We start from the raw sequence: 23,841 nt of genomic DNA on the forward strand, positions 1-23,841 counted from the left end.
TAAAGATAAACGACTAGATTGTAATAATCTAGTCGTTTTGTTTATCTGTGTAGATGATGTATCGAGACGACATTAGATTCTATAGAAATTTTAATTTATATATTTTCTATTACTTTCACATGTGGTATAATCTCTATATCTTTCCCATAGAAAGACTGTAGGCGGTAGCGCGAGGTTACCAATGTAGTATAGTAGAAAGGAGATTTTTATGTGGAAAAAAGGACTGGCCCTGTTGGTGGTCTGTCTGGTGGGATTCTTACTATGGCATGAATCTTCACTAGAAGCACCAGGAGGAGGCAAGATGTACCGAGTAGGTATCTTGCAATTAGCGGAGCATCCCGCACTAGATGCAGCCAACAAAGGTGTTGTAGATGGATTACGGGAAGAGGGATTTGTAGATAATGTGATTCTTGACCATCAAAATGCTCAAGGAGACCAATCGAACCTCAACACCATTGCCCAACGATTTGTGGCCCGTAATTCCGATTTAGTAGTGGCTATTGCAACTCCAGCGGTACAGGCTATGGCGAATGCTACGAAGGATATTCCGGTGTTAGGAACGGCGGTTACGAGTTTTACCACAGCACGACTAGTGGATAGTGATGAACATCCAGGTGGTAATGTATCGGGTACCACAGATATGGTGCCTATGGAAAAACGAGTGGAATTAGTGCATCAAATATTGCCGAATGCGAAAAAAATCGGTACTATTTATTCATCTAGTGAAGTGAATTCACAATTACAAGCAGAGAGTTTTCGAAAAGAAGCACAGAAATATGGTATGGAATTAGTGGAAATTACCGTATCCAACGTGAATGATGTGCCGCAGGCGGCGAATCAATTAGCTATTATGGGTATCGATGCAGTGTACTTTCCAACAGATAATATCATTGCTTCATCCTATGCAAACATCGTCACTATATTTAGTAGCGCTAACGTACCAGTGTTTCCCTCTGATGAGACATGGTTAAAAACAGGTGGACTAGCAGCCTATTCTGTAGACTTTTATAGATTAGGAGTTCAAACTGGACATATGGCGGCCCGTGTGCTTCGTGGTGAAAGCACACCGGATAGCATGCCAATCGAGATGCAAGAGCCTATTAAATTTGTATTCAATCAAGACGAAGCGGATCGCTTGCATATCCAGATTCCAGAGTCATTGCGACAACAGTAGTATAGTAGTGGGGGCAACCCCGAGTAGGAGGATCTATGACAAACTTAATTATTAGTACCATTGCACAGGGCCTATTGTGGGCATTGTTGGCATTGGGTGTGTTTATTACTTTCAGAATTTTAGATGTAGCTGATTTAACAGTAGAAGGTAGTTTCCCTATGGGAGCTGCTATTTCTGCAGTATTGATTACCATGGGTGTGAACCCTTGGATCACAGTGATAGTTGCAGGTATTGGTGGTATGATTGCCGGAGCTGTAACAGGGTGGATACACACCAAATTAAAAATTCCTGCATTACTAGCTGGTATCTTAACCATGATTGCCTTGTATTCTGTGAACTTACATATTATGGGGAAAGCAAATATCTCCTTATTGCGCATGGATACGGTGTACTCCGCCATTCATAGCATGGGTATTTCCAATGCGGTAGCATTGACTATTATTGGTGTAGTGGTAACGGTGGTAGTAGGATTATTCTTATTCTGGTTCTTCGGTACTGAACTAGGCACATCTATCCGCGCTACTGGGGTAAATCCACAAATGATTCGTGCCCAAGGGGTAAACACAGATTCCATGATTGTTCTTGGATTACTATTATCAAATGGTTTTGTAGCGGTGTCGGGTGCGTTAATTGCTCAATCTCAAGGCTTTGCGGATATCGGTATGGGCGTAGGAACCATCGTTATCGGCCTCGCATCAGTTATTATTGGAGAAGTATTATTTGCTTCTTCCTCGGTAGTGCGCAAACTGTTCGGTAACTCATCCTTTGTATTGAGCCTCGTGGCAGTCGTATTTGGTTCCATTATTTACCGTATTGTTATTGCTACTGTACTATACCTAGGTATGCCTCCAAATGATTTAAAATTATTTACTGCTATCTTAGTAGCCTTAGCTCTATCCTTACCAACGTGGCAAGGTAAATTTCGTCGTGGTTAAGAGGAGGGTGCGCACATGTTAGAATTAAAAGGAATTGTGAAAGCCTTCCATAAAGGCACTGTGAATGAAAAAATTGCTCTTCGTGGCATTGATTTACGATTAGAAGATGGAGATTTCGTGACTGTTATCGGTGGTAATGGAGCTGGTAAAAGTACATTGTTGAACTCCATTGCCGGTGTATTCTCCGTCGATGAAGGTTCATTGCATATTAATGATGTAGACGTCACTCACATGGCGGAATACAAACGGGCCAAATACATTGGTCGTGTCTTCCAAGATCCTATGTTGGGCACAGCTGGCAATATGCAAATTGAGGAGAACATGCTCCTTGCCTTACGCCGTGGTAAACAAATGGGATTGTCTTGGGCTTTTAAAGAAAATGAAAGAGAATTATTTAAACAGCAATTAGCTCGTTTGGATTTGGGTTTAGAAAATCGTTTGTCATCCAGTATGGGATTATTAAGTGGTGGTCAACGTCAATCCATTACTTTGTTGATGGCCACTATGTTGAAACCGGAAGTGCTGTTGCTAGATGAACATACGGCAGCCTTAGACCCGAAAACGGCAGAAAAAGTATTGCAGCTCACAGATGAATTGGTAAAAGAACATCATTTGACTACCTTGATGATTACCCATAACATGCGTGATGCCTTACGATTCGGCAATCGCTTGATCATGATGGATAATGGTAAAGTTATCTATGATGTACGAGGAGAAGAGAAGGCTAGCTTAACGGTACAAGATTTATTAGAGCGCTTTGAAGTAGCTAGCGAAAATACCCTCAGTGACCGCATGATGTTAGGATAAATACTTTACATTTATATGAAAGTATAGTATTATAGATACCGGTGTATTAACCTAGGCGAGGTAATTGAGTCTCCGCCCATTACTTTGGCCTATGGAATTGTAATTTTTAGGAGGACATGAAATATGTTAACTACAGAAGCTAAAGCAGCTATTATTAAAGAATTTGCTGTTCACGAAGGTGACACTGGATCCCCAGAAGTACAAATCGCGATTTTAACTAACCGCATTGTATACTTAACTGAGCATTTAAAAGAGCACAAAAAAGATCATCATTCCCGTCGTGGTCTTTTAAAATTAGTTGGTCAACGTCGTAACATGCTTGACTACCTTCGTCGTAAAGACATCGAACGTTACCGTGCGATCTTAGAAAAATTAGGCTTACGTAAATAATTTTACGTATTTACAAAAAGCGGCTTCGGCCGCTTTTTTGTTATATATGAAGATATTTTCACAAAATGATTTGCAATATTGAAAATGAATGGTATACTAATAGGAAACTTGATGTTTGTTTTATAGTAAGAAGGGAAGTACGAATGAAACAAGTGAAACGAAATGCAACGCGGTTACTATTATTATCTATGGTTACGGTAGCGTTGGGCAGTTATACAGGGTATGCTCATGATGCGCAAGCGGTAGAAGAAACGGTGACCTTGCCAGATGTAACGGTAACGGCAACGAGAACCTTACAAGATATTTCAAAAACGCCTAGTTCTGTGTCTGTGGTGACAGCGAAGGATATTGAAAATCGCAAGGTGGATACAGTTGCAGATGCGATACAATTATTACCAGGGGTGTATAAAAGTCAAGCTTCGGCAGGTGAAATACAAATCCGTGGATTCGATTCTAAAAATATATCGGTACTCGTTGATGGCGTGCCGATGAATAATTCTTTCAATAATAAGGTGGACTGGGAAGTGATTCCCGTGCATTCCATCGATCGAATTGAATTGGTGCGTGGTGCTAGTTCCTCCTTGTATGGTGGTAAAGGGGTAGCAGGTGTATTAAGTATTACAACGAAACAAGTGGCACCGAAGGCAAATCGTCAAGGGATTCATTGGCATGGTAAGGTCAATGGTGGGACTTATGGCACCTGGAACAATGAGCTAGGTTTTGATGCTCGCGTGTCGGATAAGGTAGCTATTGGTGTATCTGCAGAAGAACGTCGCACAAATGGATTCCCAGGATTTTTTGTGACGGAAAAAAGTAAGGCTATCAAAGGAGATGTAAAAGCTGTATCTCCTGACACGCCATTAAAACAGTTGACAAGTGGTAAATATGTGGTAGGGAATCGTGGGGATAAATCTTTGCATAATAAGAATTTGTCTGCTTATATTACGATGAACCTAGGCGACAAAGAAACGCTAACCTATCGCTATGTATATGCGAACCATAAGTACTCTTACCACAATCCAATCAGTGCGGTTACAGTAAATGGAAAGACCGTTTTTACAGGGGATATCAAGGTTAGTGATAAAAAATATGTATCTCTTAATGGCAATAGTTTCTTAGGTCATGATGCAGAGCGAGAATATCATTCTCATAGTTTGCAATATAAAAATGAAGCGAACAAATTACAGGTTTCCTTGGGCTATTTAGATAAAAAGAAAGATGGCTATTCTGTGCCAACAAAAGCAACTTCAGGAGATTATGAAGGGCCAGGTTCTCACTCCTTCTATCCAGGCAAAGCGTACAATCTAGATGTGCAAAAAGCATGGAAGACTCAAGGAAAACATCAAATTGTAGGGGGATTGAATTGGAAACAAGAGCGGTTTGATCAAGAAAAGATTTCTTTGCAACATTGGCGTGATAAAAACTCTAAAGATACTAAGGTATTCCCTAACGGTGTGAGTGAAACGAATACAGGGGCATCTCGCACGATGGCAGTTTTTTTACAAGATACGTATCGCCCTAACGATGATTGGGCTATTTATGCCGGGCTTCGTTTAGATCATTTTAAAAAGTACGATGGGTCCCACGGGGAGTACAATAAGAAAACAAAGTCCTACGATGTCGTACATCATAATGATGGATCTTACACGGAGTTAAGCCCTAAGTTGTCTGTAGAAAGATACCTTGATGATTCTACCAACGTCTATGCATCCTATGGTCACTCCTTTGCACCGCCAACCTTGTACCAAGTGTACCGCTTCGGTCAAACATCTAAAACTCCTATTCATGCAAATCCAGAGTTAGATCCAGAACATTCTGATACTTTTGAACTTGGTTTGAAAAAATCTTGGAATGAAAGTACAAAATTAAACGTAGCAGCCTTTTATGTGAATACAAAGGATAAAATTCAATATGTTACATTTAAAAAAGCGGATGGCACTGAGGATTACAAAAAGTATATCAATATAGGATCAGAAACACGCCGTGGTGTAGAATTAGAACTTCGTCACAAGTTGTCTAACAAATGGTCTGTCTTTGGAAACTATACATGGCAAATGGGATATATAGAAAGTAAAGCTTTGGCCAATACAGATCAAAGTGATGGAAAAGAACAAAACTTTGAAATTCCAAGGCACCTATTCCATGGTGGTTTTGAATACAATAGTGGCAAGTGGAATGCCTTATGGGATATGCAATACGTAAGCTCCCGCAACAGCAAAGATACCGCCGGTGGCGAGCCAGAGTCAGAAGATGCGTACTTCTTGACTAATGCGTCCGTGAATTACAAAGTGTCCAAAGAAGCTACCTTGCAATTCAGTGTACAAAACCTATTCGATCGTGAATATTACGCTAAAGAAGCAACAGGTGGCCGTACGTATAATGTAGGTATGAAATTCAAATTCTAACCGTATATAGGAGTCTATAAAATGAGATATTCATTATATGAATGTCTCATTTTTTATAATAACTAATATTCATTGTATGATGACTTTCAATGATGAAAATTAGTGCTATACTATAAAATAGGATATTTTGTTTTTAGTATAGAAAAGGGGAGTACGTATGAAAACAAAAATAGGTAAGGCACAATTAGCGTTATTGTCCATGATTTTGTCTGCTATGACGAGTCAAGCGGTACAGGCAGTGGATACTTCTGCAGCAGAGGAAACCGTTATGTTGCCAACAGTGACAGTAACAGCTACACGGACGATGGAAGACATTGCTAAAACACCTAGCTCAGTATCTGTAGTGACACAAAAAGATATTGAAGCCAAACGGGTGGATACTGTAGCAGATGCGTTACAACTATTACCAGGTGTATATAAAAGTCAAGTTGGGAATGGTGGTTTACAAATTCGTGGCTTTGGTTCTACTAATATATTAGTATTGCTTAATGGTGTACCAATGAATAATACTTTTAATAATGGCGTAGATTGGGAAGCGATTCCAGTACATACGATTGATCGTATTGAATTGGTGCGAGGTGCTAGTTCCTCACTTTATGGTGGTAGAGGTGTAGCCGGTGTTATTAGCATTCAAACAAAACAAGTAGCACCTAAAGAATCTGTACGAGATATTCATTGGCATGGACAAATGGGACATAGCTCCCATGGCACATGGAATAATGAATTAGGGTTTGATGCGCGCGTAACTGATCGTGTATCTGTAGGCGTTTCTGCAGAACAACGTAGGACAGGTGGATTCCCAGGGTTCTTTATCGTAGGAGGTGCATACGAGTTAGAAGCGGGTGATAAAACAATTACTCCAGATACGCCTATTCCGCAAACAAAGGATGGTGACTATTTGTTAGGTAGTCGTGGAGATAAAGCTTTCAATAATAAAAACTTGTCTGTTTATGCAACTGTGAAATTGAGAGATAAGGAATCCCTAACATATTCTTATTTATATACTAATAACACATATGTGTATAAGAATCCTATGAGTACAATTACAGAAAAGGGGAAACCTGTATTTGCTGGTATTGTAAAAGTAAATGACAATGAGGGAGTAGAACTAAAAACATATAGATATTTAGGGTATGATGGATTACGAGAATATCATTCTCATGGTTTACAATATAAAAATGACGCTAATAAAATACAGGCCTCTTTCAATATATTAGATCGTAAGAAAGATGGATTTTCTAGTCCAAATAACCCTAAGACAGCGGACTATAACGGACCTGGAGATGATTCCTTCTATCCAGGAAAAACAATTAACTTTGATACTCAAAAAATATGGGAACATATAGGAAAACATACTGTTGTAGCTGGTCTTAACTGGAAACAAGAAAGTTTTGATCAAACACGTAGAGATTTAACCAATTGGAGAGACCATAGTTCTTATGATTCTACGACGTATCCAGATGGGGTTTATGAAGTGAATAAAGGGACTACTCGTAATATAGCGTTATTCTTACAAGATACGTATCGTCCAAATGATGATTGGGCTGTGTATACGGGACTTCGTGTGGATCAATTCAAAAAATTTGATGGTCAGCATATTACATATAATGAAGATAAGAAACAATATGATACAGTACAACATGGAGAAGGTAAATATACAGAGTGGAGCCCTAAAGTTGGTGTAGAACATTATGTAACAGACTCTTTAAATATATATGCATCCTATGGACACTCCTTTAATCCACCGCCATTAAGTCAAGTTTATCGTTATAGTGGTACTGTGAAAGCGAACCCAGATTTAAATCCAGAAAAGTCAGATACTTTTGAAGTTGGATTGAAAAAATCTTGGGATACGAAGACTACATTGGGTATAACAGGATTCTATGTAAACACAAAAGATAAAGTGAAATTTGTAACATATTATAAAAATAAAAAAGTTGATTACAAAATGTACAGTAATGTAGACTCTGAAACTCGTCGTGGCGTGGAACTAGAACTTCGTCATCAATTGTCTCCAAAGTGGTCAGTGTTTGGCAATTACACATGGCAAACAGGACGGGTAAATCATAATGCTATTCCGCAAACTAATGCTAAGGCATATGAAGAAACTAATTTTGATATTCCTAAACATATCATCCATGCTGGGGTTGAATACACGAGCTCAAAATGGAATGCTCTTTTCGATACTCAATATATAAGCCGTCGACAATCAGTGGATGAGGTTACGGGACAATATGGTTCACGGGATAGCTATGTTATCTCGAATCTCTCTGTGAATTATAAATTATCAAAAGAAACGACGATCCAATTTGGAGTACAAAATGTATTTGATCGCATTTTCTTTGATGATGAAGCCACAGCAGGCCGCACATATTCTGCAAGTATGAAATTCAAATTCTAATACAACTATAATATTAATAATATGAGACGTTCCGAGGAGGGGCGTCTCATTTTGTTACCTACTAGATGTTGTATGACCAATTGGAATAGCACTACCATAGGCAATGGCTCTTACCAATGGTATACTAAAGAGGATATAAAGATATTCATAGTAGAGGTCCAAGTGATTCGTAAGGGGAGTATGTATGAATTATAAGCGAAATGTACTAGCAGGACTTGTTATGGCATGTTTGAGCACTGTACCATTTGTGTATGGAGCGTCGGCAGAGGTAGGCTTTCAACAGGTTGTGACGCAACCAGAGCTCATTGAGGTAAGCACAGCGGGGCGAGCTGTGGCGATGCGCAAATACCATGAGGTACTCAACTATCCAGAGGGACTGCATATTAAGGTAAATGGTGTAGGGTATGACACGGTGCAGCAAAAGCACCATAATGTAACTGGTATTTATGTATTGGATGGTACTAAGTTAACTGTCTACAAGGGCTTGCAAGTAGATCTAAGTAATGCTCATCCTTATGACCAAGCTGATGAAATGGCACATTATTACATGAGCGGTATCTATGCAGGCTTTGGACGAAAACAGATTAATGATCCTAAGTACGATACGAAAGTTGTGGTTCATGGTCCAACGGTGATTCGTGCTGTTGGTAATGGCGTGCAGGCTAATAAAGATAGTTATATTACGTTGGACGGTCCTGTGAAAATTGAAACTGTGCCATTTAAGCAGGCAGATGTGTATGCTGCTATTGTCGAAGAAGGTAGCATTGGCATTGGTACTAACCGATTAGCTGATACCTATACAAGCACAACGATTTCTTCTGTGGAGCAGGTTGATCAGTATCCGACAGTACAAGTGACGGGTAATCTTGGTGTGCTTAACAAAAATTATGGGTTGAACCCTAATCCAGGTCGTCATGGCTCCTATATTGCGATGAATCTTGGCACAAAGGACTCCAATTGGACTGGTGGGGCTTTAAATGAATTTGCTGAAAGTGGAAATAACCCTCATCAGTCTGGTGTTACACTAGAATTGAAAAATCAGGCAACGTGGCATAATCGATGGATAGGAGCTAAGCGACATCGCAGTGGACATGAAGAATTACTGCTAGCAACTGGCAAAGGATATACTTTTACAGGTAGTCATATTCAAACATTAATCGGCGGTGATACGCCAGAAACGGCAGGTACTATTTACCAAGAAGATACAGAACCTATTGTAGTAGATGTATTGCAGGGGTATGTAAAAATAGTAGATCGTAGGCCTAATGCAACAGATACAACTGCGCCCATTCGAGTGATAAGCAATAGAGGACAACTTACCATTCTCAAATAAGTATGCATATTTTGCATAGGAATCAAGAAAAGCTTGCATACTATTATCATTTTAGAGTATAATTGTATGGAAGTATTATTACTTGGTCATAAAAGGTGGTTATATGAGTCGTATAAAGAAGGAAGAACGACAACAGTTATTGCGCGAAAAACTGAATATAAGTCCCTTCACGACGGATGAGGAATTGGCCACATATTTTGGAGTTAGTGTTCCGACCATTCGATTGGATCGTTTGGCATTAGGCATTCCTGAGTTACGTGAACGGATTAAGGCAATGGCACAGGAGCATTCTGATGAAAGACAGCATATTGATCGGGCAGATGTAGTAGGAGATGTCATTGATTTAGCAGTAGGACAATATGGCATCAGTGTTCTTCGCACTACGAAAGAGATGCTAGATCGATCAGGCTATGTGGAGGCACAATATTTATACGCCCAGGCTAACTCGTTGGCAAGAGCTATTGTAGGGGTTCCTACAATGATTGCTGGAGTTGGAAATATTAAATATAAGAGTCTCGTTAAAAGCGATGTAAATTTAGCGGCAAAAGCTGAATTAGTGCGACAACGAGGAGAAAAATTCTTTATAAAAGTAACAATCAAAGATACCATAAAAGAAGTGTTTCGCGCTAAATTTATTATGGAATCTGTGATAGAATAAGGGTGAATTATGAAGATTGCAGTAGATGCTATGGGTGGCGATTTTGCCCCCCTCGAAATAGTCTTAGGCTCTATTGCCGCTGTGCACGAATACGATACTATGGATATCGTGCTTGTCGGTGATGAAAGTAAAATAAAAGAAATTTTGGAAGCAGAAGGTGAACTGGAGAATCCAAGAATTTCCATTCATCATGCTAGTGAAGTCATAGAAATGCATGAGCATCCCAGTATTGCCTTGCGCAAGAAAAAAGATGCGTCCATTGCAGTGGCTACACGTTTAGTTCGTGAAAAGGTATGTGATGCGGTGATTGCACCAGGTAGTACTGGAGCAGCCGTAGCAGCGGCTCTATTAGGTCTGGGAAGAATCAAAGGGATTGAGCGCCCTTGTATTGCTACACCATTACCAACAGCGAATGGCGTGACAATTATGCTAGATTCTGGTGCTAATGCGAATAGTAAGCCAAAACATCTAGTGCAAGGGGCTATCATGGGATATAACTATGCGCAGTTGTTACTTGGTAAACCTAACCCAACTGTGGGCTTGTTAAATATTGGTGAAGAATCCACTAAAGGAAATGAAGTTGTCTTAGAAACCTATCCGTTACTACAAAAACTAAAAACAATCCCTTTTAAAGGGAATGTGGAAGGCCGTGATATTCCAAAAGGAACGGTAGATGTAGTAGTATGTGATGGATTTGTAGGTAATGTGGTGCTTAAATTTGCAGAAGGTCTTGTATCTGTGGTACAAGATATTCTAAAAGAAGGCATCAAACAAAGTAGCATTATCTCTAAACTAGGAGCCTTATTGGTTGTTCCTGTGTTTAAGAAAATAAAAAAACGACTAGATCACACAGAAAATGGCGGAGCACCTCTATTAGGGGTAAATGGTGTATTTATCATTTGCCATGGTAGCTCCAAATCTAAGGAAATTATGACAGCAATTAAAATTGCTGGAGATCTAGTAGAACGGAAATTAATTGAACATATTTCCTCAAGTATTGAAGAAGAAGGGACCCTAACATATGACAATGCTGAATAAGCCAGTCGGAATTATTGGTACCGGTAGCTATGTGCCAGAAAAAGTTCTTACAAATGCAGACTTAGAAAAAATGGTAGATACTAGCGATGCTTGGATTCAAGAAAGAACCGGCATTAAAGAACGTAGAATTGCACCAGAAGGTGTAAATGCTTCAGATATGGCTACAGAAGCGGCAAAAAAAGCCTTAGAAGCTGCTAAGTTAACAGCAGAAGATATCGATTGTATCATTGTTGCCACATTAACAGGCGATATGGCAATTCCATCTACAGCATGCTTAGTCCAAGCTAATTTAGGCGCTACAAAAGCAGCAGCCTTTGATTTATCTGCAGCTTGCTCAGGATATGTATACTCTTTGATTACAGCTAGTTCTTATATCAATGCTGGATTGTTTAAAAATGTGCTTGTAGTAGGTGTTGAAGTATTATCTCGTGTAGTAAACTGGGAAGATCGCAATACATGTGTTCTTTTCGGTGACGGTGCTGGAGCCGCTGTAGTATCTTCAGTAGAAGAAGGCTATGGTATGCTCGGTATGGATATGGGGGCTGACGGAAGTGGCGGAATGCATCTATGTATTCCATCTGGAGGTACGGCATTGCCACCGACCACAGAGCGTCGTGAAGAGGGGCTTACCTTCATTCATATGAATGGACAAGAAGTATATAAATTTGCTGTAAAAACAATGGGCAAAACTGTATTGAAAGCGCTAGAAATGGCAAATATGAAAGTGGAAGAATTAGATTTCTTCATTCCACATCAAGCGAATACTCGTATTATCAAGTCTGCAGCAGATCGTTTGCATCTGACAGAAAATAAAGTATTTATTAATTTACCTAAGTATGGAAACACATCAGCAGCATCCATTGCGATTGCTTTAGATGAAGCAGTGCGTGCAGGAAAATTGCAAAAAGGTGATAATCTTGCCGTTGCTGGATTTGGTGCAGGATTAACTTGGGCAAGTCTAGTAATGAAATGGTGCTAAGGAGGAAAAGATGATTAAGACTGATATTTGTGATTTGTTAGGGATAGAGTATCCCGTTCTTCAAGGTGGTATGGCTTGGTTAGGTACAGCTGAATTAGCAGCTGCTGTATCTGAAGCAGGTGGTTTGGGAATTATTGGTGCAGGACATATGCCTCCTGATGTATTCCGTGCAGAAATTCATAAATTAAAAGAACGCACAAGCAAGCCATATGGTTGTAACATTATGTTAATGTCTCCATTTGTGAATGAAGTTATGGAAGTTGCTTTAGAAGAACGCGTACCAGTCATCACAACTGGAGCAGGTAATCCATCCGCATGGGTACCAGCTTTCAAAGAAATCGGTACAAAAGTAATTCCCGTAGTAGCTTCTGTATTATTAGCGAAACGTTTACTTCGTGGCGGTATCGATGCAGTCATTGCAGAAGGTACTGAGTCTGGCGGTCACGTAGGAGATATTACAACTATGTGCTTAATCCCTCAAATCGTAGATGCTGTGGACGTACCTGTTATTGCAGCTGGTGGTATTGCAGATGGTCGTGGTATGGCAGCAGCCTTAGCATTGGGCGCTAGTGCAGTTCAAATGGGTTCTCGTTTCGTAGTATCTGAAGAATGTATTGCCCATGAAAACTATAAAGAAGCTGTATTGAAAGCAAAAGATCGTTCCACAGTGATGACCGGCTTGACAACAGGTCATCCAGTTCGTATCATTGAGAATTTATTAGCTCGTAAATATCAATCCCTTGAGTTCAGTGGCGCACCAAAAGAAGCTCTTGAAAATCTAGGTGCTGGTACACTTAGAAAAGCTGCCATTGAAGGGGAAACTAAAAACGGTTCCGTTATGATTGGACAAATTGCAGGTATGTTGACTGACATTAAACCTTGCGCAACAATCATTCAAGATATTGTTCGTGAAGCAGAAGAAGTAATGTTGAACTTAAAATCTGTTATCCGATAAGCAGGAGGAAGCCTTATGAAAACAGCATTTGTATTCCCTGGTCAAGGGTCTCAAAAAGTGGGTATGTTGAAAGATTTGTACGAAGCGTATCCTATCGTAAGAGAGCGTTTTGCACAAGCAGATGAAGCATTGGGATATTCTATTTCACAATTATGTTTTGAAGGTCCAGATACGGAATTAGTAAAAACAGCAAACACACAACCTGCGATTTTAACAGCTAGTGTGGCATGCTATGAAATTTTAAAAGAAAAAGGCTTTACACCTGATATCGTAGGTGGTCATAGCCTTGGTGAATATAGTGCCTTAGTAGCAGCAGGTGTTCTTGATTTTAAAGATGCTGTATACGTAGTGCATAAACGTGGAGAATATATGCAAGAAGCTGTACCATTGGGTGAAGGCGCAATGGCTGCGATCTTAGCATTACCTCGTGAAGACGTAGTTCGCATCTGTGGAGAAGTGAACGATACTGTAGGCTCTGTGCAAGCGGTTAACTTCAACTGTCCAGGACAAATCGTGATTGCTGGTGCTACAAAAGCCGTAGAAGTAGCAGCTGAAAAAATGAAAGAAGCTGGTGCTAAACGTGCGGTTATGTTGCCAGTCAGTGCTCCTTTCCACAGTCGTTTAATGGAACCAGCAGCAAAACGTTTACAAGAAGAATTAGACAAAATCGAAGTGAAAGATGCTCAAATTCCAGTTGTAGCGAATATTACTGGGGAAATCTTAAAAGATGGAGTTGCTATTAAAGCGGCCTTAGTAAAACAAGCAGCAGCACCAGTACTTTGGGAAGATTGTGTAGCTACAATGGTAGACTTTGGTGCTACAAGATTTGTAGAAGTAGGTCCTGGTAAAGTGTTAACAGGATTCACTAAAAAAATTAACAAAGCAATGGAATTAGCCAATGTTGAAGATGAAGCATCCTTAGCAGCAGCGATTGCATTCTTACAAGGAGAATAAAATGAATTTAACAGGTAAAGTAGCTTTAGTTACAGGTGCTTCCCGTGGTATCGGACAAGCCACTGCTATTGAATTAGCAAAAGCTGGAGCAGATGTAGTTGTAAACTTTATTGGTAATGAAGCAGTAGCACAAGAAACTGTTGAAAAAATTGAAGCATTGGGCCGTAAGGCTATCAAAATTAAAGCTAATGTAGGCGATGCAGACGATGTACAAGCCATGGTAGATGAAGCAATTGCGACATTTGGTCATATCGATATTCTTGTAAATAATGCAGGCATCACTCGTGACGGATTATTGATTCGCATGAAAGATTCCGATTGGGATGAAGTATTAAACATTAACTTAAAAGGTGTATACCTTGTGACTAAAGCAGTTGCTAAGCTTATGGTAAAACAACGTGCTGGTCGCATTATCAATATGACATCTGTATCTGGTGTTACTGGTAATGTGGGTCAGGCCAATTATGCCGCTGCTAAAGCAGGGGTAATTGGCTTTACCAAAACTTGTGCCAAAGAATTAGCAGCTCGTGGTATTACTGTAAATGCAGTAGCACCAGGATTTATTGAAACAGCAATGACAGATGTGTTACCTGAAAAAATTAAAGAAGGTATTGCAGCTACTGTGCCGTTTGGTCGCATGGGTCAACCGGAAGAAATTGCTAGTGTAGTAACGTTTTTAGCGTCTGACTTTGCAAGTTATATTACTGGCCAAGTTCTCAATGTAGACGGCGGAATGGTGATGTAAACGCAAGATTCTATACATAGACTACATGAAAGGAGGTGTACGTAATGAGCACATTTGACAAAGTAAAAGCTATTGTTGTTGAACAATTGGGCGTTGACGAATCTGAAGTGGCTATCGATTCCACTTTCATCGATGATTTGGGCGCTGACTCTCTTGACATCGTTGAATTGATCATGGCATTTGAAGAGGAATTCAATATTGAAATCCCTGATGATGTTGCTGAAAAAATCAAAACTGTAAAAGATACAGTTGATTACATCGATTCTACAAAATAAGTCTAAGCACTTATGCACCACAAAGGGGGCCTCGGCTCCCTGAGTGGATTTGCACATAGGAGGAATAATAGTGAAACTCCCTGAACTTAAAATAGGGAAATTGGTAGCCAAAGTACCGGTAATTCAAGGTGGAATGGCAATCCGATTGTCTACAGCTCGGTTGGCTGCAGCAGTTGCAAATGAAGGTGGTATCGGCCTGATTGCAGCATCTGGCATGCCTTTTGATGAATTACGATACGAAATACAATTAGCAAGAAAATTATCGCCTACGGGCATTATCGGTATAAATGCAATGGTAGCCGCTACAGAATTTTTAGGTCTTGTAAAAACGGCCATTGATGAGGGTATTGACCTCGTAGTAGCTGGCGCTGGATTTTCCAGAGATATGTTTGCCTTAGGTCGTGAATCTGGTACACCTATTGTACCAATCGTATCCACTCCTAAATTAGCTCGTATTTCTGAAGGATTAGGAGCCTCCGCTGTGATCGTGGAAGGTTGTGAAGCAGGTGGTCACTTAGGTACAGATCGCTCCTCTCGGGAATTAGTACCTGAAGTAGTGGCAGCTGTGAAAAATATTCCAGTCATCGGTGCTGGTGGGGTTCTTGATGGAGCAGATATTGTGGAGATGATTAAGCTCGGTGCTAGTGGAGTGCAAATGGGAAGCCGTTTTGCTGCTAGTGTGGAGTGTAATGCCTCTGATGAATTGAAAAAAATGTACGTTCGTGCAGATGCTCCAGATGATATTGTCTTGATCCAAAGTCCAGTAGGACTTCCAGGACAAGCGTTGCGTAATAAGTTTGCAGAAATAGTATTAGACGGTACAGTACCGCCACCTACAGAGTGTCATCGATGCTTAAAGCATTGTTCTCACAAATTCTGTATTATTAAAGCCCTTTCACGTGCTCAACAAGGTGACGTGGAAACGGGATTAGTGTTCTCGGGTAATAATATGCGTAAAGTAGACTCCATATTACCTGTGAAAGAGATTTTTGCTCGCCTAGTTTCAGAGGCAGCAGCCATTGATTAAATGAGATTATAAAGAGGTGGAATAATGGAAAGACGTGTTGTTATTACTGGTTTAGGTGCTGTGACACCAGTGGGAATCGGTAAAGATGACTTTTACAATGCATTGCTACGTGGCGAATCTGGTATCGGTCCAATTACTCGATTTGATGCAAGTGATTATGCAACTCGTATTGCAGGTGAAATTAAAGATTTCGATCCAACACAATTTGGAATTGATAAAAAAGAAGCGCGCCGTATGGACCGCTCTGCAGCATTTGCCATTGCAGCGGCAGTGCTTGCGCAAAAAGATGCTGATTTAGATTTAGACAAAGAAGAAGCAGATCGTTGTGGTACTGTAGTTGGTACTGGTATTGGTGGTATTGATTCTATCCATGATGTATATGTGACTTTATTTGAAAAAGGTCCAGGTCGTGTAAGTCCATTTGCAGTACCTATGATGATTGCAAACATGGTATCTGGTCGTGTATCTATTCAATTAGGCTTAAAAGGACCAGTAGAAACTGTTGTTACAGCGTGTACTTCTGGTACAAATGCGATTGGTGAAGCATTCCGCATGATTGCACATGGTCAAGCAGACGTAATGTTTGCTGGTGGTACAGAGGCGGCAGTTTCTCCAGCAGCAGTAGCTGGTTTCGCATCTATGAAAGCTATGTCTACACGTAATGATGAACCTACAAAAGCATCTCGTCCATTTGCAGCTGATCGCGATGGATTCGTAATGGGCGAAGGTTCTGGTATCGTTGTATTAGAAGAATTAGAACATGCAAAAGCACGTGGTGCTCATATCTACGCAGAAGTAGTGGGATATGGTACAAATGGTGATGCATATCATATTTCTTCTCCAGCACCAGGTGGTACACAAGCTCGCAAATGCATGGAATTAGCATTGAATGATGCAGGTATCAAACCTGAAGAAGTTGATTATATTAATGCCCATGGTACATCTACATCCATCAATGATGCAAATGAAACATTGGCAATCAAACAATTATTTGGAGATCATGCTAGTAAATTAGCAGTAAACTCCACAAAATCTATGACAGGTCACTTATTAGGTGCTGCTGGTGCTATTGAAGCAATTGTTATGGCAATGGCTATTGAGACTGGCAAAGTGCATCCAACAATTAACCTTGATAATCCAGATCCAGAATTGGATTTAGATTATGTATCTGATGGAGCTCGTGACATAAAAGTTGATGTAGCTCTTTCCAACTCCTTCGGTTTCGGTGGACACAACGGAACTATCGTTGTTCGTCGTTACGAGGCGTAATTGTGAATGCTCCTAAAAGTAGCAAAGTAACTAGCAAGGCTCGTGAAGCATTACTTCACGAGCTTATTGCGAATTTACATTTGCCTTTACGCAATATAAGTACATTAAATCGTGCTTTGACACATTCTTCCTATGCGAATGAACATAAATTATCCCATGAATATCATAATGAACGATTAGAGTTTTTAGGGGATGCAGTGTTAGACCTTATTATAGGAGAATATTTATTTACTACATATCCAGAAATGACTGAGGGTGAACTGACCCGTTTAAAAGCATGTACCGTCTGTGAAGGTTCTTTAGCAGAATGTAGTCGTACTCTAGACTTAGGAAAATATTTACGCTTAGGTAGAGGCGAGCGGCATTGTGGTGGAGCCAATAGAAACTCCATTTTGGCAGATACTTTTGAGGCTGTCTTAGGGGCTATCTACCTAGAGTGTGGTTATGATGTGGGAAAACAGTTTGTTTTGAGTCATTTGCATGGATATATGAATATGGCACTTTCCGGGAAAGTAGGAAAGGATTTTAAAACATTGCTCCAAGAGTTAGTACAACAAAAAGGGGAATGTGTGATACGGTATCATGTTATCGATGAAGAGGGACCGGATCATGATAAATTCTTTACTATGGAAGTAGTCATCGATGGAGTCCCATCAGGTGTAGGTTCTGGGCGAAATAAAAAAGTGGCAGCCCAAGCAGCAGCTAAAGAGGCTTATGAAAAGCTTATACAATAGTAAGGATTGAGGGGTGGGGAACCACTCCTTTTTCTATATGATACATAGGAGGCAGTTATGAGGAACAGCAAAAAAGAGAAAACTAGATTACTTCCATTTTTTATTCCTCATATTGGCTGCCCATATATTTGTGTATTTTGTAATCAGCCACGTATATCAGGACAACAAGAGATGGTCAGTCCAGAAATCATTCGTTCTTCCATACAAAGAGCCGTATCAGAACAAGGATATAGTGGACAATGGGAAGTAGCTTACTTTGGTGGTAGCTTTACGGCGATACCACAAGAAATGCAAGATACATTATTGGAACCAGCTAAAGAAGCATTTCAACAAGGAATAGTTCAAGGAATTCGTTTGTCTACTCGTCCTGATGCTATCAGAGAAGATCGATTGAAAGAGCTCTTTACTAGTGGTGTAAGAACCATTGAATTAGGAGTACAAACATTAGAGGAATCCATGCTAGTAGAAGCTAAACGAGGGCATACGGTAGAAGATGTGGAACAGGCGTGTAAAATGATACGTGAAGAAGGAATAACTTTAGGTATACAATTACTCCCTGGGTTACCTGGCGAAACCTGGACTACTTTAGTAAAAACGGCGGTGAAAGCCGGTCAATTGCAGGCTGACTTATGTCGCATTTATCCTGTGATTGTCATTGAAGATACAGAACTAGCTGATCGTGTTCATGAAGGTAGTTATGTACCATTAACAATAGAACAAGCGGTAGCCTATAGTGCTTTTTTAAAATCCTATTTAGAAGGCAAAGGTACACAGATCATACGTGTAGGATTACAAAGTACAGAAGATTTTGATGCTGGTCGTGGTATTGTAGGAGGACCCTATGCTCCTGCCTTTGGAGAATTGGTAGTCAATTATGAATGGCTTCAAGCTATCCAGCAAACCATAGAAGAACACCTAGAAGTATTTGGTGTGATTCATAAGGTCATTGTAGAATATCCAAGACCTTTCACATCAAAGATACGTGGATTGAAGAACAGAAATATAGAGTATTTTGGACAGGAATATAAGCAGATAGAATGGACTTGGCAAGAAAAACAGGAAAATAATAATACTGGAGTATTGCATGTCATGATAGATCATATACTATATAGCTTGCCTCTTTAAATAGTGGGTTATGGTTATACAACAATGGATTAACTAATATTCTGTAGAGAGAGTATGTGATGAGAGGTTGGAAATAGGTGTCAGGTTAGGATATAGTATGAACAATATATTATATTGTGTAAATTTGAAACATACCTATGTATACATAGAAAGGAAGCAGTCATGCAATTATTGCGACTAGAAATGAAAGGATTCAAGTCCTTTGCTGATAAAACGGTAGTGTCTTTTTCTCCAGGCATGACTGGGATTGTAGGCCCTAATGGTAGTGGTAAAAGTAATATTACTGATGCGATTCGCTGGGTTTTAGGGGAATCGAATGTACGCCATTTGCGTGGACAAAAAGCAGAAGATATTATTTTTTCTGGCACAGAAGCTCGTCGCCCTCACAATACGGCAGAGGTAAACTTAATTTTTGATAACAGTGATGGCACTTTGGGCAAAGAATTAGCAGAAGTTGTTATCACACGCCGTATGTATCGCAATGGTGAAAGTGAATTCCAAATCAATAAGAGAAATTGCCGGTTAAAAGATATTCATCTATTATTGGCTGATACAGGCTTAGGTAAAGATTCTATGGCCATCATCGGGCAGAATCGTATCGATGCTATCTTGAATAGTAAACCAGAAGAACGTCGCTTAATATTTGAAGATGTGGCAGGTATTTCTCGCTTTAAAATGAATAAAGAAGATGCTATTCGGCGTATCAATAGTACAGATCGTAATATGGAACGATTAGATGATGTGATGAGTACCCTAGGAGATCAATTAGTAGAATTAGAGGCGAAAGCTAATGTAACACGTGAGTACAATACATTATCACAGGATAAGCGTAGCTATGATGGAGCTATTGCTTTTCATGAATATAAAACGGCAGATCGTTTATTTACACGCCAAGAAAATGAAAACTTATCCTACCTTCGTGAGCAAGAAGAATTAGAAACTAGCTTAGATACAATTCAAGAGACTTATAAGACCACACAAAATGAGCTTCAATCATTTCGTGAAACCCACCGAAGTATGGAAGATGAATATGCCACTTTACAAGGTAAATTAGGGGAACTGACTGGACAAATTGAAGTAGCTCGCTTAAAAGAATCCAATATGGTAGAAGAGTTAAAAGATGGAGAAGAAAAGTTAACAGCTTGGAAGGAAGAACTGAAAGAAAAAGAGGAACAGTATGACCGTGATTTAGCATCCTTGAAAAAGGAAGAAAATACTTTAGAAGTCATTGGCAAAGATGTAAAACAAGCGGAATCTAATTTGCAAAGTACTAGAGACTCTCTTAGTCAAGTGAAGGCTAATTTAGATGGTATGCGCATAGCGGAGCAGCATGCTCATGAGCGTCATATTCGTGTTGTTCGTGAATTGGAAGAAGCTCGCCATCAATTAGCAAGAGCGGAAGAGTTAGAAACACAAAAGAACGATGATGTACAACGTTTAAAGGCTACTTTACAAGATATAAAACAATCTGTAGAAGAAACACAAGGGCAATTAGAGGTGCAACAACAGGTTGTTAGTAAAGTAGAGGAAGCGTTGGAGATAGCACGTCAATCATTACAACAGCTAGAGGATACACGCCGACAAAAAAATCAGGAATTAGTAGAAGTACAAAGAACACTGCAAGCTAAAGAAGGTCGTTTAGAACTGTTACATAGTTGGGAAGAGCTGCATGAAGGTTATTTGGAAGGCACAAAACATGTATTACAAGCGAAAGAAACTTGGTCTTCTCATATTCGTGGAGCTATTGGTGATGTATTCACTGTAGAAGAAAAATTCTTAGTGGCCATTGAAACTGCTTTAGGTGGTGCTATTCATCAAGTTATCACAGAGACTGCAAAGATTGCTTCTGAAGCAGTACAATACTTAAAACGCACACAAGGTGGTCGAGTTACGTTTTTACCGATGGATATGGTACGAGGAAAACGACTCGATCATAAAGCCTTAACATCGCCTTATGTATTGGGATTAGGTGTAGACTGCATTCAATTTGATACACAATATACAGGCGTATTTAATCAGCTATTAGGGCGTACTCTTATTGTAGATACCTTGGACCATGGATTAGCATTGCAAAAAGAATATCATCAACAATTGCGGATTGTTACCTTAACAGGAGAGCAATTGCAACCAGGTGGTGCTCTAACAGGTGGTGCTACAAAACGAAAAAAAGTGTCTATCTTGTCCCGTAAAGAAGAGCAAGACACATTACAGCAAGATATTCATGTATTACGAGATACAGCACAGGTGTTACAACAGACTTTACAAGGACTAGACAAAGAAATAGAAGCTTTAACACAGTCTGGTAAGGGATTACGTCAAACCTATGAACAAGAAGAATTGCAGTTACGTAGCTTGCAGCAAGAGCAGCAACGCTCCCAAGGAGAGCAAATTAACTTAAGTGGAATGGTGCAGACCTATCATGAGGAAGTACAAAAGGTTCAAGATAAGCAAATAACTTTAGGGGAGAACATTAAAAGGCTAGCAGATGAACTTTTACAGTTAGAGAATCGAGAAGGACATCAAGAGCAAGTCACTAGCTTAGTTGCTCAAGAGCAAACTTTACAAGATCGAGAACGTGAGCAAAATGAAGAATTGCAAGGAGTACGCTTACGATGGGAACAATCTAGATTGTTGTTAGAACAAAGCAAAAAAGAATTAGCTCAATTAGAACAATATATCAAAGATAAGGAAATAAATATTGCAAGCTTAGATAGACGGTTAAGCCAATTAGGTGAGGACGTCATACGCTTAGGTTGTGAACCAGCTTTAGCATTAGAATCAGAAAAACAAGCAATAGAAAAACGGGTAGCAGCTATTGGAGAAGCTCGTAAAGGTGGACAAGAAAAAGTACGTACTTGGGAATTGCAATTAAGTCAATTGCAAGAAGAACGAAATCAACAAGAACAGCGTCAACGAATTGTGCAGAAAAAACTAGTGGACCTACAAGAAGGGTTAACAAAATATCAATTACAAGGCGAACAAGCATTGGAACAATTGGGCGCTTTAGGGTATACTAAACAAGAGGCACAGAATATACACTTAGGTGGCTCCGTGAATGAGTGGAAGCAACAACAGGTGAACTTAGCAAAACAGATTGAAAGCTTAGGAGCTATCAATCCTAATGCCATTACGGAATATGAAGAAGCGGAAGAAAAGCTAGCATTTTATCATGCACAAAAAGAGGATTTGGTGATAGCTAAAGAACAACTTGAAGGCGTTATTGCTGAAATTGATGGGGCGATGTCTGAGCAACTACAAGGAGTTCTTACAGAGATTCGTGAGAAATTTCAACATGTATTCTCTCAATTGTTTGGAGGCGGTACAGCGCAGATTGTAGTGTCGAATCCAGAATTAATTTTAGAAAGTGGCATTGACTTTTATATTCAACCGCCAGGAAAGAAGCGCCAACAATTGAGCTTATTATCTGGTGGGGAACGAGCATTGACGGTCATTGCATTATTGTTTGCATTGCTGGATTATCGACCTGCTCCATTCTGTGTACTTGACGAAGTAGACGCCGCTTTAGATGATGCCAATGTGGAACGATTTAGCCAATATTTGCATAACTTGGGGGATGCCACACAGTTTATCGTGGTGACCCATCGTAAACGGACTATGGAATCAGCTCATGTCTTACAAGGGGTGACTATGGTGGAACGAGGGGTGTCACGTTTATTAACAGTAGCCTTTGATGAAGTAAAGGAGAATGATGACTATGGCATTTAGTTTTTTTGACCGTGTGAAAGCAGGCTTAGAAAAAACAAAAAATAATTTTGTAAAAAAAGTAGAAACTATTGTTATTGGTTATGCTGAAATCGATGATGATTTTTTAGATGATTTAGAAGCTACTATGCTAGTAGGTGATTTAGGACCTAAAACAACGGCCTATTTAATGAAAGAAATCCGCCGTGGTGTTACGGAAGGGATTATCAATAATACTGGTGAAGTCATGCCTTTCATGGAAGAGCGCATTACAGAAATGCTAGGAGCTCAAGAGGAAGTGTTGGAGCTTCACAAACCAGAAGTCATCTTGGTAGTGGGTGTGAATGGTGTTGGTAAAACGACAACCATCGCTAAATTGGCTCATTACTATGCAGAGCAAGGTAAAAAAGTAATCATTGCAGCAGGAGATACATTCCGGGCAGCTGCCTCTGAACAATTATCTATTTGGGCAGACCGTGTAGGCGTATCCATTGTAAAACATAAGGAAGGTGCGGATCCAGCAGCAGTGGTATTCGATGCCTGTGCCTCAGCAGTTGCTAAAGAAGCAGACTTAGTCATTGTAGATACAGCAGGGCGCTTGCACACCAAAGTGAACCTTATGGAAGAATTGAAAAAAATCGGCCGTGTAGCAGACAAACAAATTCCAGGTGCACCGCATCAAACCTTATTAGTATTAGATGGCACTACAGGTCAAAATGCGGTGAGTCAAGCAAAACTATTCGGTGAAGCAGTACCTGTCACAGGGATTGTGGTGACCAAATTAGATGGTACCGCAAAAGGTGGTGTAGTTATCTCTATCAAAGAAGAGTTGGGCGTTCCTGTGCGTTGGATTGGCGTGGGTGAGCAAATGGATGACTTGCGTCCTTTCAATGCAAAAGAATTTGCTAATGCTCTTTTTGACAAAGGAGAATAGT

General features: G+C 39.9%; 20 protein-coding genes. All 20 read left to right on the forward strand.

Translation table 11 applies throughout. From position 1 onward, the window contains the following. Positions 1–208: 208 nt before the first annotated feature. Positions 209–1,174: an ABC transporter substrate-binding protein gene (locus EO112_RS04905; RefSeq protein WP_127163226.1), complete on the forward strand. Its 966-nt coding sequence runs from the start codon at positions 209–211 to the stop codon at positions 1,172–1,174. A 35-nt stretch (positions 1,175–1,209) separates the two neighbouring features. After that, the gene (locus EO112_RS04910; RefSeq protein ID WP_126940879.1) at positions 1,210–2,109 is read left to right on the forward strand and encodes an ABC transporter permease; all 900 of its coding nucleotides are present in this window, start codon (positions 1,210–1,212) and stop codon (positions 2,107–2,109) included. Between the two features lie 15 nt (positions 2,110–2,124). Next, entirely contained in the window at positions 2,125–2,916 is a 792-nt protein-coding gene (locus tag EO112_RS04915) for an ABC transporter ATP-binding protein (protein WP_009353555.1), read from the forward strand. A gap of 123 nt (positions 2,917–3,039) precedes the next feature. Then, on the forward strand, positions 3,040–3,306 hold the full coding sequence (gene rpsO, locus EO112_RS04920; RefSeq protein WP_009353572.1) for a 30S ribosomal protein S15: 267 nt from the start codon (positions 3,040–3,042) through the stop codon (positions 3,304–3,306). Between the two features lie 143 nt (positions 3,307–3,449). Beyond that, on the forward strand, positions 3,450–5,711 hold the full coding sequence (locus EO112_RS04925; protein WP_127163229.1) for a TonB-dependent receptor: 2,262 nt from the start codon (positions 3,450–3,452) through the stop codon (positions 5,709–5,711). Positions 5,712–5,868: 157 nt separating this feature from the next. Then, positions 5,869–8,112 carry a TonB-dependent receptor gene (locus tag EO112_RS04930; protein ID WP_127163231.1) on the forward strand — a complete coding sequence of 748 codons (2,244 nt, stop codon included), beginning with the start codon at positions 5,869–5,871 and terminating at the stop codon, positions 8,110–8,112. A 184-nt stretch (positions 8,113–8,296) separates the two neighbouring features. Further along, on the forward strand, positions 8,297–9,445 hold the full coding sequence (locus tag EO112_RS04935; RefSeq protein ID WP_127163233.1) for a hypothetical protein: 1,149 nt from the start codon (positions 8,297–8,299) through the stop codon (positions 9,443–9,445). 103 nt (positions 9,446–9,548) lie between these two features. Continuing rightward, positions 9,549–10,103, forward strand: coding sequence for a transcription factor FapR (fapR, locus tag EO112_RS04940; RefSeq protein ID WP_127163235.1), 555 nt, complete (start codon positions 9,549–9,551; stop codon positions 10,101–10,103). 9 nt (positions 10,104–10,112) lie between these two features. After that, positions 10,113–11,141 (forward strand): phosphate acyltransferase PlsX, encoded by a 1,029-nt coding sequence (plsX, locus tag EO112_RS04945; RefSeq protein ID WP_127163237.1) that lies wholly within the window; start codon positions 10,113–10,115, stop codon positions 11,139–11,141. Next, positions 11,125–12,120 (forward strand): beta-ketoacyl-ACP synthase III, encoded by a 996-nt coding sequence (locus tag EO112_RS04950; protein WP_127163239.1) that lies wholly within the window; start codon positions 11,125–11,127, stop codon positions 12,118–12,120. Before plsX ends, EO112_RS04950 begins: the two co-directional genes overlap by 17 nt. Positions 12,121–12,130: 10 nt before the next feature. Further along, the gene (gene fabK, locus EO112_RS04955) at positions 12,131–13,075 is read left to right on the forward strand and encodes an enoyl-[acyl-carrier-protein] reductase FabK (protein WP_009353568.1); all 945 of its coding nucleotides are present in this window, start codon (positions 12,131–12,133) and stop codon (positions 13,073–13,075) included. A 15-nt stretch (positions 13,076–13,090) separates the two neighbouring features. Then, complete coding sequence (fabD, locus tag EO112_RS04960) at positions 13,091–14,029, forward strand: ACP S-malonyltransferase (protein ID WP_126940872.1); 939 nt, start codon at positions 13,091–13,093, stop codon at positions 14,027–14,029. Position 14,030: 1 nt separating this feature from the next. Next, positions 14,031–14,774, forward strand: coding sequence for a 3-oxoacyl-[acyl-carrier-protein] reductase (fabG, locus tag EO112_RS04965; protein ID WP_009353560.1), 744 nt, complete (start codon positions 14,031–14,033; stop codon positions 14,772–14,774). A gap of 44 nt (positions 14,775–14,818) precedes the next feature. After that, positions 14,819–15,049, forward strand: a complete 231-nt coding sequence (locus EO112_RS04970) for an acyl carrier protein (protein WP_009353552.1) — start codon at positions 14,819–14,821, stop codon at positions 15,047–15,049. Positions 15,050–15,119: 70 nt separating this feature from the next. Next, on the forward strand, positions 15,120–16,076 hold the full coding sequence (locus EO112_RS04975) for a nitronate monooxygenase family protein (RefSeq protein ID WP_127163241.1): 957 nt from the start codon (positions 15,120–15,122) through the stop codon (positions 16,074–16,076). Between the two features lie 24 nt (positions 16,077–16,100). After that, positions 16,101–17,345, forward strand: a complete 1,245-nt coding sequence (gene fabF, locus EO112_RS04980; protein ID WP_127163243.1) for a beta-ketoacyl-ACP synthase II — start codon at positions 16,101–16,103, stop codon at positions 17,343–17,345. Between the two features lie 2 nt (positions 17,346–17,347). Next, on the forward strand, positions 17,348–18,079 hold the full coding sequence (gene rnc, locus EO112_RS04985) for a ribonuclease III (RefSeq protein WP_009353573.1): 732 nt from the start codon (positions 17,348–17,350) through the stop codon (positions 18,077–18,079). Positions 18,080–18,136: 57 nt separating this feature from the next. Continuing rightward, on the forward strand, positions 18,137–19,204 hold the full coding sequence (locus EO112_RS04990) for an elongator complex protein 3 (RefSeq protein WP_126940869.1): 1,068 nt from the start codon (positions 18,137–18,139) through the stop codon (positions 19,202–19,204). A gap of 162 nt (positions 19,205–19,366) precedes the next feature. Next, positions 19,367–22,930 (forward strand): chromosome segregation protein SMC, encoded by a 3,564-nt coding sequence (smc, locus tag EO112_RS04995; RefSeq protein ID WP_127163246.1) that lies wholly within the window; start codon positions 19,367–19,369, stop codon positions 22,928–22,930. After that, a complete protein-coding gene (gene ftsY / locus EO112_RS05000) occupies positions 22,920–23,840 on the forward strand; it encodes a signal recognition particle-docking protein FtsY (protein ID WP_009353136.1) in 921 nt (306 codons plus the stop codon). The genes smc and ftsY overlap by 11 nt, the downstream gene beginning before the upstream one ends. Position 23,841 lies beyond the last annotated feature (1 nt).

It is taken from the genome of Veillonella sp. VA141, assembly GCF_003992175.1.
Classification (GTDB): Bacteria; Bacillota; Negativicutes; order Veillonellales; family Veillonellaceae; genus F0422.